Source organism: Bradyrhizobium sp. 18BD, from assembly GCF_054185225.1.
In genome coordinates this window covers 198,600-212,752 of the sequence record NZ_JAVAYL010000001.1, presented here as the reverse complement: position 1 = coordinate 212,752, position 14,153 = coordinate 198,600, and the positions used below count along the sequence as shown (strand labels likewise).

Here is a 14,153-nt window from a genome sequence, read left to right as displayed (position 1 = left end):
TCAGAGCAGACCTGCGTCAGCGCTCCGCGCCGCAGCCCGGAATATCGAACAGCGCCGTGAGACCGCATTTCGAGGTCAGCATCTTGTCGCCGTCATGGCCGACGCCGGCGACGTCCCACACACGGTGATTGGGCGTGCCGCGATCGCGCTTGGCCATCACGTCGGCATAAGCGTGTCCGCGGGCGTAACGATACGGCCCCTGCGCTTCCGCCATGCAGCTCTTGTCCAGCGCGGAATGTTTCGGGTTGGTGTCGAGCGTGCCGAGCAAATAGATCACCTCGCGCTCGACATAGCGTTGCTCGAGCGCAGCCGGCGTCGCGTCCGCGAGATAAGGCGGCCGGTCACCCATGCCGTATTTCCAGTTGTCGTAGCCGGGGCAGGACGCGGCAATCTTCGGCAGTGGCCGCTCGGCGCTGAAATAGGCATAGGACGAGGGGTTGGCGACGACATAACGGATGTCGATGTGCTGGCGCGACAGCGCCGCCTCGCCCTTGCCGGCAATGGCGTAGCGCTGCACGACCTGGCCGCCGCCGGAATGGCCGGCGACCACGACCTGCTTCAGGTTCGGGAAGATGCGCCGGTCGGAGAGTTTTGCGAGGATCGCATCGAGCGCCTCGAACGAGGAGACCGGATTGGGCGCGAGCGCGGCGTCGCCGCCCTCCCATCCCTCCAGCGACCAGCGCAGCATGTCCTGCGGCAATTTGTGCGCGTCGATATCGATCTCGGCCAGGAACTGCGGCACGATCATCAGCGACGCTTTGCCATCGTCGCCCGCCGCGGCCTGCGCGTTGTTGGCCGAGATGTAATATTCGTCGGCATTGCGCAGCCGTCCATGCAGCACGATGATCGCGCGCGAGATCGCGGGCTGTGGCAGCGACCAGTCGCGGGAGAGGTAGAGCGGAAGCATTCCCCGGCCGCCGACCGAGAGCCGCGCATCGCCGATGGCCTTCACCGGCTTGCGGTTGGGTGCATCTTCGTCCGCCGCAAAGGCGCGGCCGCAAATCAGCACCAGGGCGAGTGTGGCAAGACAGACCAGCGCTCTCATGACGAACATTCCCCCTCGCATTCGGATGAATAAAACTCTAAGCGCAACAGGTGCCGCGCGGCTGTGACTCCCGCGCCACGTCAAGCAAAAAATGTCAGCATTACAGCCATGAAATTCCCGAGTTCCATGGGTGACAAGCGGGCGATAAAGGGGCAAAAATCCGGCTCGACTCGGTTCGGGTTGAGTTTTGCAAGGAATGCTCTCGTAGAATGTCGGTTGTGGTTGCATCGCGTCGTGCGGCGCTTCTCTTTGCCGCAGCAGGATTTTTTCTGCTGACGCATTCGCATGCCCAGGCGCAATGGTGGAAGCGCGCGCCGGTTGATTTCGAGGAATGCGCCGACGCCGCCGAAAAAGCCGCAACCAAGGCCGAGAAAACTGCCGCGCTCGCCGACTGCAACGCCAAGTTCGCCGGCCGCCGCAAGGCCGGCGGCGGCTATTCCTATTACGACTTCCTCCAGGACCGCACCTTCGACATCGCCGGGCCGAACCCGACACCGGAGGAGCAGAAGAAGATCGACGAATCCTACACCGCCTATCTCGCCAACCAGCGCCGCAGCCATGAAGCGGCCCAGGCCATGGCGCGCCAGCAGCGCGAGCAGGAGGAGCAACAAGCCCAGCAGGTCCAGCGAGTCGCGCTGCGAACCGATGTCCCGCGCGTGCCCGTCCCGGTCGAGCGGCCGAAGACGGCAGGCCCGCGGTCGAAGGGCGCGCCCTGCGTCAAGGGCTCGTTCTCCTGCGAGTGGCCAAAGCTGTCGGAAAGCTTGAACGACCTGAAGAAGCTGTTCAACCCGACGCCGAGCAAGCCGGAGAAGAAGGGGTGAGCCACCGCCGTCATTGCGAGCCAACGGGTCCGCGCGTAGCGCGGCCCGATGGCTCGCAATGACGATCGGATGGAGATACGCGTCCCATCCTCAGTTCGAGGACTTCTTCTTGCTATGTTTCGGCTTGGCCACCGGCGCATTCGCCGGCATTGTCGTCTGTGACTCGCCCAGCGCCTTGCGGCTCTCTTGCAATCGCCGGTCATAGCCGGGAGAGTTCGAGACGGTCGGCGGCCTCGCGTAGGCGAGCGCCGTTGCGGCGCAGAGCGCGGTCAGCGCGAGCCCGATCGTCAAACAACGCCTCATCGCGATTCTCCCTCGCACTCAGGCCGCTCCGCGAATCTGCTGCGGCTTCAGCCCGGGCGGACCGTTGCCGGCAATTTCCGCTTCCTTGATCAGCGCAACAATGCGGCGCATCAGCGGCACGGCGACATTGTTCCGCTCGGCTAGCGCGATGACCGCGCCCTGGAGATAATCGATCTCGGTCTTGCGGCCCTGCTTCAGATCCTGCCACATCGAGGAACGCGCCTCGGGATCGATCTTCATGGTCCGTCCGAGGATCGCGTTGAAGACCATATCGGGCAGCCGCAGCAAGGTCGGAGACCAGTTCATCGGGATCGGCGTTGCCGACACCGGCGCAATGCCGGCGGCCTTCAGCGCGGCCAGACCTTCCGCCATCTGGTCTGCAAACAGCTTTCGCCAGTCGCGGTTCGCGAGCTGCGCGGCGAGCGGCATGTCGGACAGCGCGCTGAGCGCATTGTTCAGATTGATGATCAGCTTGCCCCACTGCACGCCGGTGATGTCAGCGCTTGCGCGCACGTTAAGGCCGGGCACCGAGAGCGCCCCAGCCGTGTTTTCCGCGTCCGCGCCGACATGAATGTCGCCGGAGCTCGAACGGTGGAAACGCCCCTCGCCCATCGCGACCACGTTGAATGGCACCATGCCGGCGAGCACGCGTCGGCCGCCAAGGCGCTCGCGCAGTACGGCAACATTGCCGACGCCGTTCTGCAGGGAGACGATCACCGCATCCTGCGGCGCGTGCTGCGCGATCTGGCCGGCGACTTCGGCGGTGTCAGCGCTCTTCACCGTGACCAGCACGATGCCGGCGCTGTGGAAGATCGCGGGATCCTCCGACAGCGCGAGCTGGCCTGGACCGAGCTTCTGCTCGGAGCCGTCGAAATCGGTCAGCCGCAGGCCGAACCGCTCGATCTCGGTCTTCACCCGCGGCCGCACCAGCAGCGCGACGCGGCGGTGGGATGCCGCCAGCATGCCACCGACGAAACAGCCGATGGCGCCCGCGCCGGCCACCACGATGGGTCGATCCGTAACCACCTCGTTCTCCTTGGTATCCCGCCCTCGATAGCAGAGGCTGCGCCGCCTGCCCATTGGTTGCAGCGCATCCGCCTTGTAACCGTCATGAGAGCCCCATATGTTTTCGCCCGGGGGCTGTCACCGGCGAGAATTCGCCGACGAGAACGGCACAGGAGAGCACCATGGGTCTACTCGACGTCCTCAACGGCATGCAGAACGGCCCGCGCGGCCAGAGCACGCCCAGCTCACAGGAATCCTCCGGCGGCATGTCGCCAATGACGATGGCGATCATTGCTCTGCTTGGGTGGAAGGCCTTCAAGCATTTGACGGCCAGCCAGCCGGGTGCGGCACCGCAGCAGCGATCCCCGCTGCCGCCTCCGACGCCCGTCAATACGGGCAGCAGCGCTCTTCCCGGCGGGCCCGGGGAAGGTGGCGGCCTTAGCGATCTGCTCAAGGGTGGCCTCGGCGGCCTGCTCGCGGGCGGCGCGGCCGGTACCGTGCTCAGCGGCGGGCTCGGCGATCTCCTCAACCAACTTCAGCAAGGCGGCCACGGCGAGGCCGCGAATTCCTGGGTCGGCAAGGGCGAGAACAAGGCGATCGCGCCGGGTGATCTCGCCAACGCGCTCGGCGCCGACCAGATCGAGAGCCTGTCCGCCCAGAGCGGCCTGTCGCGCGAGGACCTGCTGTCCGGCCTCAGCCAGTATCTGCCGCAGGTGATCGACCATCTGACGCCGGACGGACGGCTGCCGACCGAGAGCGAGCTCTCGGACAGAATTTAATTAAGTTTCGATCTGCACATTCTAGGCAAGGGGAGCACTGTCATGAGTTTCGGCGGCCTGTTGTGGATCATCGTCGTCGGCTTCGTCGCCGGCCTCATCGCGCGCTGGCTCGCGCCGGGGCCGAACAACCCGAGCGGCTTCATCCTCACCACCATCCTCGGCATCGCGGGTGCGTTCCTGGCGACCTTCGTCGGCCAGGCGATCGGGCACTACAGCCCCGACCAGGGCGCCGGCTTCATCATGGCCACGATTGGCGCGGTGGTGGTGCTGTTCATCTGGCACCGCCTGGTCGCGAGCGGCGTGATCAAAGGGTAGGTAGCGCTTCTTCGCGCCGAAGGCGGCACACTGCCGCCTCGTACTCCGTCATTGCGAGGAGCCCTTGCGACGAAGCAATCCAGAATGTTGCCTTGGAGGCAGACTGGATTGCTTCGCTCCGCTCGCAATGACGAACTCGTAATAACGAATTCACGTAATCAAATGCATCCCCGCGTCCATGCGCACGACCTCGCCGGTCATGTTGCTGGACGCCGGCATCGCCAGGAAGCAGACGAGCTGAGCGATATCATCCGCGGATGATGCGACCTTCAGCGGCACCTTCGCCACTACGCTGTCGCGCACCTGCTTGGCGCCGGCCTCGCCGCGGCCCTTGGTGAACCAGGGCGTGTCGATATAGCCCGGGCACACCGTGTTGACGCGGATCAGCGGCGCCAGCGCGCGCGACAGCGACAATGTCATGGTGTTGAGCGCGCCCTTGCTCGCGGCGTACGCGATTGACGAGCCGACGCCGCTGATGCCGGCCACGGAAGACACGTTCGCCACCGCCGACGGACGCCCCGACGCCTTCGATCCGGCTTCGAGCAGGCTGCGCGCCGCGCGCACCATCTGGAACGGACCGATGGTGTTGACGCCGTAGAGACGCTGGAAATCTTCCGCCGACAATCCGTCGAGATCGGCATGGGCGACATGCTTGGTGATGCCGGCATTGTTGACGAGGATGTCGAGCCGGCCCCAGCCGCTGGCGGCGGCAACGATTCTGCGGCAATCCTCGTCCTTCGAGACGTCGCCCTGCGCGACCAGCACCTCTGCAGCTCCAGCCTTGCGGCAGAGCTCCGCCGTGGCCTCGGCTTCCTTCTGGCTCGACGAGTAGTTGATGACGAGCCGCGCCCCGCTCCGGGCGAGAATTTCCGCGGTCGCAGCACCAAGTCCGGATGCGGACCCCGTCACGATTGCGCACAGATTGTCTTTTGCCATCCGGATTTCCTTCCCCTGTATCTGATGCAAGCCTTGAGAGTAGTTGGCCCTGTTTAGCGAGTTTGCCGCGCCCTGCAAATCGAGCAAACTCCGCTAAGCGGAATTAGCATTTTTTGATCCCCGCCCCCATGCCGCCGCCGCAGATGGACCTGCGATCAACGCTTGTCAGGGCCATGGCTTTTTCCGATCATCGGGCGCAAGAAGAGACCGCGCGCCGGCCATCGGGCGAGACGCGCCAATGGCAAAACACGGGGAGCGCTGTGGCGGAGAGTGACAACATCGTCGTCGAGACCGCGGAGAAAATCTTCACTGATCTCGCCGATCCGCAAACCATCAACAACGACAAGAAGGATTCGTGGCAGGCGCCGCTCTGGCAGGCGCTGAGCGAGGCTGGCCTGCCGCTGTCGTGGGTGCCGGACGACCTCGGCGGCTCCGGCGCAAGCCTTGCCGACGGTTTTGCCTTGCTGAATGCCGCCGGCCGCTTCGCGGTCGCGGTTCCCCTGGCTGAGACCATGCTCGCCGGCTGGCTGCTGGCGCAGGCCAGGATTTCCTCGCCCGAAGGTGAGATGACGGTGCTGCCGGCCTCCCCGAAAGACCGCGTCACGCTCGATGCCGACGGCGTGCTCTCCGGCCGCGCCCGCGGCGTGCCCTTTGCCAAAGCAGCGAAGCACTTTGCGGTGCTGGCGCATGGCAAGGACGGCGTCTCCATCGCGCTGGTCGACGCAAGCAAGGGCCGCATCGAATCCGGGCTCAATGTCGGCTACGACCACAGCGATACCGTGACGCTCGACAAGGTCCAACCTATCACTATCAAGGCCGCGCCGAAGGGCTGTGACCAGACCACCTTGATGCTGATGGGCGGCGTCGCGCGCAGCCTGCAGATCGCGGGCGCGCTGGAATCCATGCTCGACATCTCTGTGCGCTATTCCAACGAGCGCGTCGCCTTCGAGAAGAAGATCTCGAAGTTCCAGGCGGTACAGCACAACCTCGCGCGCCTCGCCGGCGAATCTGCCGCAGCGCTTGCAGCCGCGACATCGGCGGCCGACGCCATCGCGAATGCCAACTCGTTCAATGATGAGGTCTATCTCGAAGCCGCCTCGGCAAAGATCCGTTGCGCGGAAGCAGCCGAAAAGGGCGGCGGAATTGCGCATCAGGTCCATGGCGCGATCGGCTTCACCATGGAGCACATCCTGCACCGCTATTCGCTGCGCGCGCTCGCCTGGCGCGACGATTTCGGCTCGGAGAGCCATTGGGCCGTCGAGCTCGGCAAGCTTGTCGCCAACCGCGGCGCCGATGAATTGTGGCCGCTCGTGGCTTCGCGCTAACAGGGAACGAAACACATGACCGCTGCCCTCCGTTTCGATCCGATCCGCTTGCCCGAAAAGTGCGAGCAATTGCGCAAGGAAGTGCGCGCCTTCCTCGCCGAAGAGATCGCCGCCGGCACCTTCGATCCGCACAAGCCCAACCGCGAAGACACCGACGCGCCGGAATTCTCCCGCCGGGTCGGCGCCAAGGGCTGGCTCGGCATGACCTGGCCGAAGAAATATGGCGGCCAGGAGCGCTCCTTCCTCGAACGCTACGTGGTGACCGAGGAGATGCGCGTCGCCAACGCGCCGACGCGGCGCTTCTTCGTCGCCGACCGCCAGAGCGGGCCGGTGCTGATCAAGTACGCGCCCGAGCACATCAAGATGGACATCCTGCCGCGCATCTGCCGCGGCGAGATCTGCTTTGCCATCGGCATGAGCGAGCCGAACTCCGGGTCCGACCTGTTCGCCGCGAAGACGCGCGCGACCAAGACCGACGGCGGCTACCTCATCAACGGCACCAAGATCTGGACGTCGTCGGCGCATATCGCCGACTACATGATCGCGATCTTCCGGACGTCACAGCCGACCAAGGAAAACCGCCGTCACGGCCTGACGCAGTTTTTGGTCAAGATGAAGCAGCCCGGCATCAAGGTGAACCCGATCGGCCAGATCACCGGCCAGTACGAGTTCAACGAGGTCGTCTTCACCGACTTCTTCGTGCCCGACGATCATGTGCTCGGCGAAGTCGACGGCGCCTGGAAGCAGGCGACGAGCGAGCTCGCCTATGAGCGCTCCGGTCCCGAGCGTTTCCTCGAGACCTATTACGTGCTGACCGAGCTGGTCCGCGCGGTCGGTCCCAATCCGGATACGCGCAGCGCCGAAGGCATCGGCCGTCTCGTCGCGCAGCTCCACACCATGCGTCGTATGTCGGTCTCGGTGGCCGGCATGTTGCAGGCCGGCAAGGAGCCGGTGGTGGAAGCGTCCATCGTCAAGGACATCGGCACGGTCTGGGAGCAGCAGCTTCCGCACCGCGTGCGCGATCTCGCGGCGTTCGTCGAGGAGACCGCGACCAACCGCGAGACGCTGGAGCGGCAGCTCGACTTCGCCATCAAGACCGCACCGAAACTCACCATCCAGGGCGGCACCACCGAGGTGCTGCGCGGCATCATCGCCCGCGGACTTGGTTTGCGCTAGTCGCGCGGATTGGGCTTGCGCTAACACTTCGAGGACATCATGAGCACTTATAAAGATATCGGCGTCGAGAAGGTCGGACATGTCGGCACCATCGAGATCCGCCGCCCGCCGCTGAACTTCTTCGACATCTCGCTGATCAACCAGATCGCGGACGCGCTCGACGAGTTCGACCGCGACATCGAGATCCGCGCTTCGGTTCTCTCGGCGCAGGGCAAGGCGTTCTGCGCGGGCGCCAATTTCGGCGATCCCGCGCGGCAGGCGCAGGAGGCACGCGAGGCCGAGAAGAAGGGCGACCCGGCCGACAATCTCGGCCCGATCAACCATCTCTACATCCAGGCCGTGCGCATCTTCCGCGCCAAGAAGCCGATCGTCGCGGCCGTGCAGGGCGCCGCCATCGGCGGTGGCCTGGGCCTTGCGGTGTCGGCGGACTTCCGCGTCACCTGTCCCGAAGCGCGCTTCTCCGCGAACTTCACCAAGCTCGGCTTCCATCCCGGCTTCGGCCTGACCGTGACGCTGCCCGAGCTGATCGGCAAGAACAACGCCGAGCTGATGTTCTACACCAGCCGCCGCGTCACCGGCGAAGAGGCGGTGAAATGGGGCCTCGCCAACGAGCTGGTGCCGCAGGACCAGGTCAAGGCGGGCGCGATGAAGCTCGCCGGCGAAATCGCCGAATGCTCCCCGCTCGGCCTGCTCTCCACCCGCGCCACCATGCGCGCCAACCTCGCCGACCGCGTGATGGCCGCGACCAACCACGAGCTCGCCGAACAGACCCGCCTGCGCGCGACGGAGGACTTCAAGGAAGGCGTGAAGGCCACGGAAGAACGGCGCGCGGCGAATTTCAAGGGAAGGTAGCCCAACATATCGCGCCGGCGTCGCCACATTCTCAGATGTCGTCCCCGCCTAGTGCGCAATTGCGCACGGGGGCGGGGACCCATAACCCCAGGGAGAAGTTGTAGCGCTCAGCCGGTCACCACGAGTCTTCGTCAAACCATTCCCTCTGGTTATGGGTCCCGGATCTGCGCTGCGCTTGTCCGGGACGACAGCGGCGTTTGTGGCTCGCTACTTCTTACCCACCACCAGCGCATCGACGATCGTCACGCCCTGCCCTTCTCCGTGCACCAGTACCGGGTTGAGCTCGATCTCAGCGATCTCCTGTGCGTGCCGCGCGGCGAGCACGGAGACATCCGCGATCAACTGCGCCAGCGCTGCGACGTCCGCCTTCACCGTCCCGCGAAAACCGTTCAAGAGCGGCGCAGCCTTCAAGCCCGCCAGCATTGCGCTCGCTTCCTCAACGCCGACCGGCGCCAGCCGATAGACCACATCGCGGAACAGCTCCGTGGTGATGCCACCGAGGCCCACCATCACCATCGGACCGAATGTCTTGTCGGTCATCGTGCCCACGATGATCTCGACGCCCTTATTGGCCATCGGCCCGACCAGCACGCCCTGGATGGCCGCCTTCCGGCCGGTGCTTCCGCGCATTGTTCAGCAGCGCCTCGAACGCCAAAAACACCTCGCCCTTGGTGGTGATGTTCACGCGCACGCCGCCGACTTCGCTCTTGCGCGCGATAGCGGGCGACTGGATTTTCATCACAAGCGGAAAGCCGACGCGGGCGACGGCTGCGTCCAGCTCGCTCTTGTCCTTCACCAGCACCTCATCCGGCAGCGCGAGGCCGGCGGCGCGGAGCAATGCCTTGCTGTCGGCCTCCGAGAGAGCGGGCGAGGTCAGATGCGCGGAGAGATCGCGCGCCGGCAGCCGTGATTCGTCCGCAGGCTTCGGCAGGCTGAATCTCGCGTAGTCGACGATCTGCCGCAGAGCGACTCCGGCATGGGTGAGGCCCGAGAGCACCACGGCACCGGACTTGGCCAGATCGTGCCGGGCGAAATCCGACGGCACCGTGTAGGAATAGAACAGCACCGGCTTCTTCTGCGCTGTCAGCACCGGCTTCAGCTCGGCTTCCTTGAAGGGCCTGCGCACCTCGCTCGACAGCGACAGCAGGACCAGGACTGCATCGGCTTCGTCGGACGCCGTCAGCAGATCGACGCTTCTTTGCAGACCGCCCGAAGTGACGCCTTGCGCGGTGACATCGATCGGATTGCGCGCGGTGCCGTAGGACGGCATCAGCCTTTTGATGTCCGACTGGACGGCGTCCGAAAGCTCGGGCACGCGCAGGCCATGGAGCGCGACCGCGTCTGCGCCCCAGATGCCGGCGCCGCCGGAGACGGTGACCACCGCGACGCGATCACCCTTCGGCAATGGATTGCTCACCAGCACGGCTGCAATCGTCAGCGCCTCGTCGAGATCGTTGGAGACGATGAAGCCATATTTCGCGAATACCGCATCATAGGCTGCCGACCAGCCGGCCATGCTCGCCGTGTGCGACGCGGCCGCGCGCTCGCCCGCGCCGGAGCGGCCGACCTTCGTGACGATGACCGGCTTCTTCAGCTCTGCGGCACGCTGCGCAGCCGCGAGAAACTTGTCGACGTCGCGGATGCCCTCGATGAACAGCAGGATCACGTCGGTCGCGGCGTCCTGCACCACGTAATCCAGGAATTCGCCGGCGCCGAGATCGGACTCGTTGCCGGCGCTGACAACGTAGCTCACCGCGAGGCCGAGCGCCTTGGCGCGATGATAATAGGCAAAGCCGATGCCGCCGCTCTGCGCGACGATACCGATCCGCCGCGTCGTGGCGACCAGCGGCACCACATCAGGCTTGACGTCCACGGTCGGGCTGAATGTTGCCGCCACGCGCTGCACCTGGCTGAAAAAGCCCTCGGCGTTCGGGCCAGAGATCCGCATGCCCGTGCGCCTCGCCAGCGCCGCGATCGCCTCCTGCATCGCCGCACTGTCGCCGCCCTCCTCGGCAAAGCCCGAGGAGATGATGACGGCGTTCTTGACGCCGGCGGCAGCGCACTGCTCAAGCGCTTGCAGCACGGCACGGGCGGGGATGATGATGACGGCGAGATCGATCGGCGCGCCGATCTCAGTGATCGATTTGTAGCAGGGGAGCCCGTCGATGTCGGTGTAGTTCGGGTTCACCGGATAGATTTTTCCGGGATACTCGTTCTTGCGCAGCATCGCGAGCAGCCGCCCCGGGATCTTTTCGTGATCGCGCGAGGCGCCGATCAGAGCGACGCTTGCGGGAGCGAAGAAGCTGTCGAGCGGATGCGGCATGAGGCGGCCTGTTTATTTTTTCCCGTCATCCCTGAGGTGCCGGAGCGCAGCGGAGGCCTCGAAGGATGGGCGGCCCGGCTGGCGGCCGTCGCCCTTCGAGGGCCGCTGAAGAAGCGGCCACCTCAGGGTGACGGATAACGATGAAGGGATCAACTGACGCGGAACGTAACCCCACCCAGCAGGAATTCGTTCCCCGCAACCGCGAGCCCCTTTGCCTTGGCGGCATGCAGCACCTGGGCCGTATCAGCCACTCGAAACTCCAGCGCGCTCATGATCTCATTGGCGCCCTTCACGAAGCGGAAGGTCGCGTTGGGCAGCTTCAGCTCGGGGCCATCGGCCTCAACACCGATGATCTTGCCCCAATGCTCCGCCAGCCCTTGCGGGTCCGGGCTCTGCATCTCCACTGCTGTCAGCGCCTGCGTCACATCCTTGCGGATAAACTTTTGCCAGTCGGGACCTGCCGGCGGGTACGGACCCAGAATGTCGTCGCTGCCTGTGGTGTGGTTGAACTCGATGAAGGCGGCGCGGCAGTCGCGGGGGTGGAGCTGGACGCCGTGATAGGGCCTGTGGTCGATCACATTGGCCGTGCGCACGCCCATCGCGTTGGCGTTGCGACCGCGCTCATCGGGATCATTGCAGCAGAAGATCGCCATGTAGCCGCCGCGGCCGCCGGTCTTCTCGATGAAGCGGCCGGCCGTGGTGCCGTCCTTGAAGGGCGCCACGACCTCCAGGAGAATCGTATCGACCGGGAGCAGCGCGTTCTCCAGGCCGTATTTGGCGACGTTGCCGTCGCGGTAGCAGACGGCGAGGCCCATGACCCCGGCGATGTCGGAGATGACAGGCGCGAGCTGCGGCGCGACGAGACAGATCTGCCGCAGCCGCATATAGGGCGCCATCGTCATGCCCCCTTGAAGGCGGGCTTGCGCTTCTCGACGAAGGCCTTCGCCGCCTCCTTGTGATCCTCGGTGTCGCTGCAGCGGGTGTGATGGATGGCCTCGCCATCGAAGCAGTCTTCCAGCGGCAGATGCTCGGCATTGTTGATGTTGCGCTTGATGTAGCCAAGCGCAATCGACGGCCCCTGCGCCAGCGACAGCGCGAGCTCGTGCGCGGCGGCATCGATCTCGGCGTCGGGAACGACCTTCGTCACCATCCCGATCGCATGCGCTTCCTTCGCCGTGAGCACCGGCGACATCAGATAGAGCTCGCGCGCCCGCGCGCTGCCGAGCAGTTGAGTGAGGAAGTAGGTGCCGCCGTAATCGCCGGAGAAGCCAACTTTTGCGAAGGCGGTGGTGATCTTGCAGGATTCGCTGGCGATGCGGAGGTCGCAGGACAGCGCCATCGACAGGCCCGCGCCGGCCGCCGCGCCATCGAGCTGCGCCACCACAGGCTTCGGCATCTGGTGCAGGATGCGCGAGACCTCCATGCCGCGGCGCAGGTTCGCCATCTTCACCTCGAACGGCAGCGGCGCACGGCCGGCCGCCATCGACTTGACGTCGCCGCCGACGCAGAACGAGCCGCCCGCGCCCTTGAACAGAACCGCCCGCACCTCGGGATCGTCGGCCGCGCGCCGCGCCGCCTCGACGAGACCGGCGACCATCTCCGGATTGAGCGCGTTCTTCCGGTCGGGGCGGTTCATCGTGATGGTGAGCAACCCGCCTTCGAGCTTTTGCAGGACCATGTCGTTCATGGGACGTCTCCCTTGTTGTTGTTTGACCGAGCTATCACCCCACCGTCATTGCGAGGAGCGAAGCGACGAAGCAATCCAGACTTTCTCTACGGAAACATCTCTGGATTGCTTCGCTTCGCTCGCAATGACGATCTTATTTCTTCACCAGCGGGCAGCGCGACTGCTCGAGCGACTGGAACGCTTCGCTCCCGGGCACGGTGGCGAGCAGCTTGTAGTCGTCCCAGCGGCCCTTGGACTCCGACGGCTTCTTGACCTCGAACAGATACATGTCGTGGATCATGCGGCCGTCCTCGCGGATCTTCCCGCCCTTGGCGAAGAAGTCGTTGATCGGCGTCTCCTTCATCACCTTGATGACCGCAGCCGCATCGGTCGTGCCGGCCGCCTTCACCGCCTTCAGGTAATGCGTGACGGATGAATAGACGCCGGCCTGCGCCGAGGTGGGCACGCGCTTGGTGCGCTCCATGAAGCGCTTGGAGAACGCACGCGTGTCGTCGTTGAGGTCCCAGTAGAACGCTTCGGCCAGCAGCAGGCCCTGCGCGGTCTCCAGCCCGATCGAGTCGATGTCGGAGACGAAGGCGAGCAGCGGCGAGACCTTCTGACCGCCCTTGGTGAGGCCGAACTCGGCCGCCTGCTTGATGGCGTTGACGGTGTCGCCGCCGGCATTGGCGAGGCCGATCACCTTGGCCTTCGACGCCTGCGCCTGCAGCAGGAACGACGAAAAATCCGACGTGTTGAGCGGATGGCGCACGCTGCCGAGCACCTTGCCGCCGGTCTTGGTCACGACGGCGCTGGTGTCCTTCTCCAGATCCTGGCCGAAGGCATAGTCGGCGGTGAGGAAGAACCAGGTGTCGAGGCCCGACTTCACGGCCGCAAGGCCGGTCACGTTGGCCTGGCCGTAGGTGTCGAACACGTAGTGGATGGTATAGGGACCGCAGGCTTCGTTGGTGAGACGGATCGAGCCCGGACCGTTGAACATGATGATCTTGTTGCGCGCCTTCGCGATCTCGCCGGCGGCAAGCGCGGTCGCGGACGCCGCGACGTCGTAGATCATCTCGACGCCCTGGTTGTCGAGCATGTCGCGTGCGATGTTGGCCGAGAGGTCGGCCTTGTTGAGATGGTCGGCTGCCAGTACCTGAATCTTGCGGCCCAGTACTTCGCCGCCAAAATCCTCGACGGCCATCTTGGCCGCGGTCTCGCTGCCGGGGCCGGTGATGTCGGCATAAAGGCTCGACATGTCGAGGATGCCACCGATCTTCAGTGGCGGCTTGTCCTGGGCCTGCGCGGCGGCGCTCGCACTGAGGGCAAACGCAACGGCAAAAATGCCCGACAAAATATGCTTCATCGAAAAAGACCTCCCTTGATCGCCTGTCTCTAATGGCGGCTTGGTTATTGGTGTTGCCACAATCATGCCGCATGCGCGAGAGCGCAGCAAGCGCAGGTGCGAAGAGGCCGCATGCCTGCGGCGCGCGATTTCCGCAAAGCGGAATGGCTGACACGCAAGATGTTTCCACATCGTCATTGCGAGCGTAGCGAAGCAATCCAGAATCTTTCCACGGAGGGATTCTGGATTGCTTCGTCGCTTCGCT

The 14,153-nt window shown here is 65.0% G+C and carries 15 protein-coding genes; 6 read left to right on the top strand and 9 right to left on the bottom strand.

The window, feature by feature from the left end; all coding sequences use genetic code 11:
- Positions 1 to 16 precede the first annotated feature (16 nt).
- Entirely contained in the window at positions 17 to 1,045 is a 1,029-nt protein-coding gene (locus RAD16_RS01005; protein WP_458156415.1) for an alpha/beta hydrolase, read from the bottom strand.
- Positions 1,046 to 1,254: 209 nt separating this feature from the next.
- On the opposite strand from RAD16_RS01005, the gene RAD16_RS01000 reads away from it, so the two are divergent.
- Positions 1,255 to 1,866: a hypothetical protein gene (locus RAD16_RS01000; RefSeq protein WP_458156026.1), complete on the top strand. Its 612-nt coding sequence runs from the start codon at positions 1,255 to 1,257 to the stop codon at positions 1,864 to 1,866.
- A 90-nt stretch (positions 1,867 to 1,956) separates the two neighbouring features.
- Here the strand turns inward: RAD16_RS01000 and RAD16_RS00995 are convergent, their stop codons facing one another.
- Both RAD16_RS00995 and RAD16_RS00990 read right to left on the bottom strand, forming a co-directional pair.
- Positions 1,957 to 2,169: a hypothetical protein gene (locus RAD16_RS00995; protein WP_458156025.1), complete on the bottom strand. Its 213-nt coding sequence runs from the start codon at positions 2,167 to 2,169 to the stop codon at positions 1,957 to 1,959.
- 18 nt (positions 2,170 to 2,187) lie between these two features.
- The gene (locus RAD16_RS00990) at positions 2,188 to 3,195 is read right to left on the bottom strand and encodes a 2-dehydropantoate 2-reductase (protein WP_458156024.1); all 1,008 of its coding nucleotides are present in this window, start codon (positions 3,193 to 3,195) and stop codon (positions 2,188 to 2,190) included.
- Positions 3,196 to 3,356: 161 nt separating this feature from the next.
- On the opposite strand from RAD16_RS00990, the gene RAD16_RS00985 reads away from it, so the two are divergent.
- Together RAD16_RS00985 and RAD16_RS00980 are read left to right on the top strand one after the other, a co-directional pair.
- Positions 3,357 to 3,953: a YidB family protein gene (locus RAD16_RS00985; RefSeq protein WP_458156023.1), complete on the top strand. Its 597-nt coding sequence runs from the start codon at positions 3,357 to 3,359 to the stop codon at positions 3,951 to 3,953.
- Positions 3,954 to 3,995: 42 nt separating this feature from the next.
- On the top strand, positions 3,996 to 4,268 hold the full coding sequence (locus RAD16_RS00980; RefSeq protein WP_080140605.1) for a GlsB/YeaQ/YmgE family stress response membrane protein: 273 nt from the start codon (positions 3,996 to 3,998) through the stop codon (positions 4,266 to 4,268).
- A 150-nt stretch (positions 4,269 to 4,418) separates the two neighbouring features.
- On the opposite strand, the gene RAD16_RS00975 is transcribed toward RAD16_RS00980, so the two are convergent.
- Entirely contained in the window at positions 4,419 to 5,204 is a 786-nt protein-coding gene (locus tag RAD16_RS00975) for an SDR family NAD(P)-dependent oxidoreductase (RefSeq protein ID WP_458156022.1), read from the bottom strand.
- 260 nt (positions 5,205 to 5,464) lie between these two features.
- On the opposite strand from RAD16_RS00975, the gene RAD16_RS00970 reads away from it, so the two are divergent.
- Genes RAD16_RS00970 through RAD16_RS00960 form a run of 3 tightly spaced genes read left to right on the top strand, consistent with a single transcriptional unit; the run spans position 5,465 to position 8,557 of the window.
- The gene (locus RAD16_RS00970; protein WP_458156021.1) at positions 5,465 to 6,529 is read left to right on the top strand and encodes an acyl-CoA dehydrogenase family protein; all 1,065 of its coding nucleotides are present in this window, start codon (positions 5,465 to 5,467) and stop codon (positions 6,527 to 6,529) included.
- Between the two features lie 15 nt (positions 6,530 to 6,544).
- Complete coding sequence (locus RAD16_RS00965; protein WP_458156020.1) at positions 6,545 to 7,705, top strand: acyl-CoA dehydrogenase family protein; 1,161 nt, start codon at positions 6,545 to 6,547, stop codon at positions 7,703 to 7,705.
- Between the two features lie 39 nt (positions 7,706 to 7,744).
- Positions 7,745 to 8,557 carry an enoyl-CoA hydratase/isomerase family protein gene (locus tag RAD16_RS00960; protein ID WP_254115267.1) on the top strand — a complete coding sequence of 271 codons (813 nt, stop codon included), beginning with the start codon at positions 7,745 to 7,747 and terminating at the stop codon, positions 8,555 to 8,557.
- 207 nt (positions 8,558 to 8,764) lie between these two features.
- On the opposite strand, the gene RAD16_RS00955 is transcribed toward RAD16_RS00960, so the two are convergent.
- The 5 genes from RAD16_RS00955 to RAD16_RS00935 form a co-directional block, all read right to left on the bottom strand.
- A complete protein-coding gene (locus RAD16_RS00955; protein ID WP_458156019.1) occupies positions 8,765 to 9,187 on the bottom strand; it encodes an acetate--CoA ligase family protein in 423 nt (140 codons plus the stop codon).
- Positions 9,123 to 10,880: an acetate--CoA ligase family protein gene (locus tag RAD16_RS00950; protein WP_458156018.1), complete on the bottom strand. Its 1,758-nt coding sequence runs from the start codon at positions 10,878 to 10,880 to the stop codon at positions 9,123 to 9,125. Before RAD16_RS00950 ends, RAD16_RS00955 begins: the two co-directional genes overlap by 65 nt.
- 149 nt (positions 10,881 to 11,029) lie before the next feature.
- Positions 11,030 to 11,776 (bottom strand): hypothetical protein, encoded by a 747-nt coding sequence (locus RAD16_RS00945; RefSeq protein ID WP_458156017.1) that lies wholly within the window; start codon positions 11,774 to 11,776, stop codon positions 11,030 to 11,032.
- 2 nt (positions 11,777 to 11,778) lie between these two features.
- A complete protein-coding gene (locus RAD16_RS00940) occupies positions 11,779 to 12,567 on the bottom strand; it encodes an enoyl-CoA hydratase (protein ID WP_458156016.1) in 789 nt (262 codons plus the stop codon).
- A 133-nt stretch (positions 12,568 to 12,700) separates the two neighbouring features.
- Entirely contained in the window at positions 12,701 to 13,909 is a 1,209-nt protein-coding gene (locus RAD16_RS00935) for an ABC transporter substrate-binding protein (protein WP_458156015.1), read from the bottom strand.
- Positions 13,910 to 14,153 lie beyond the last annotated feature (244 nt).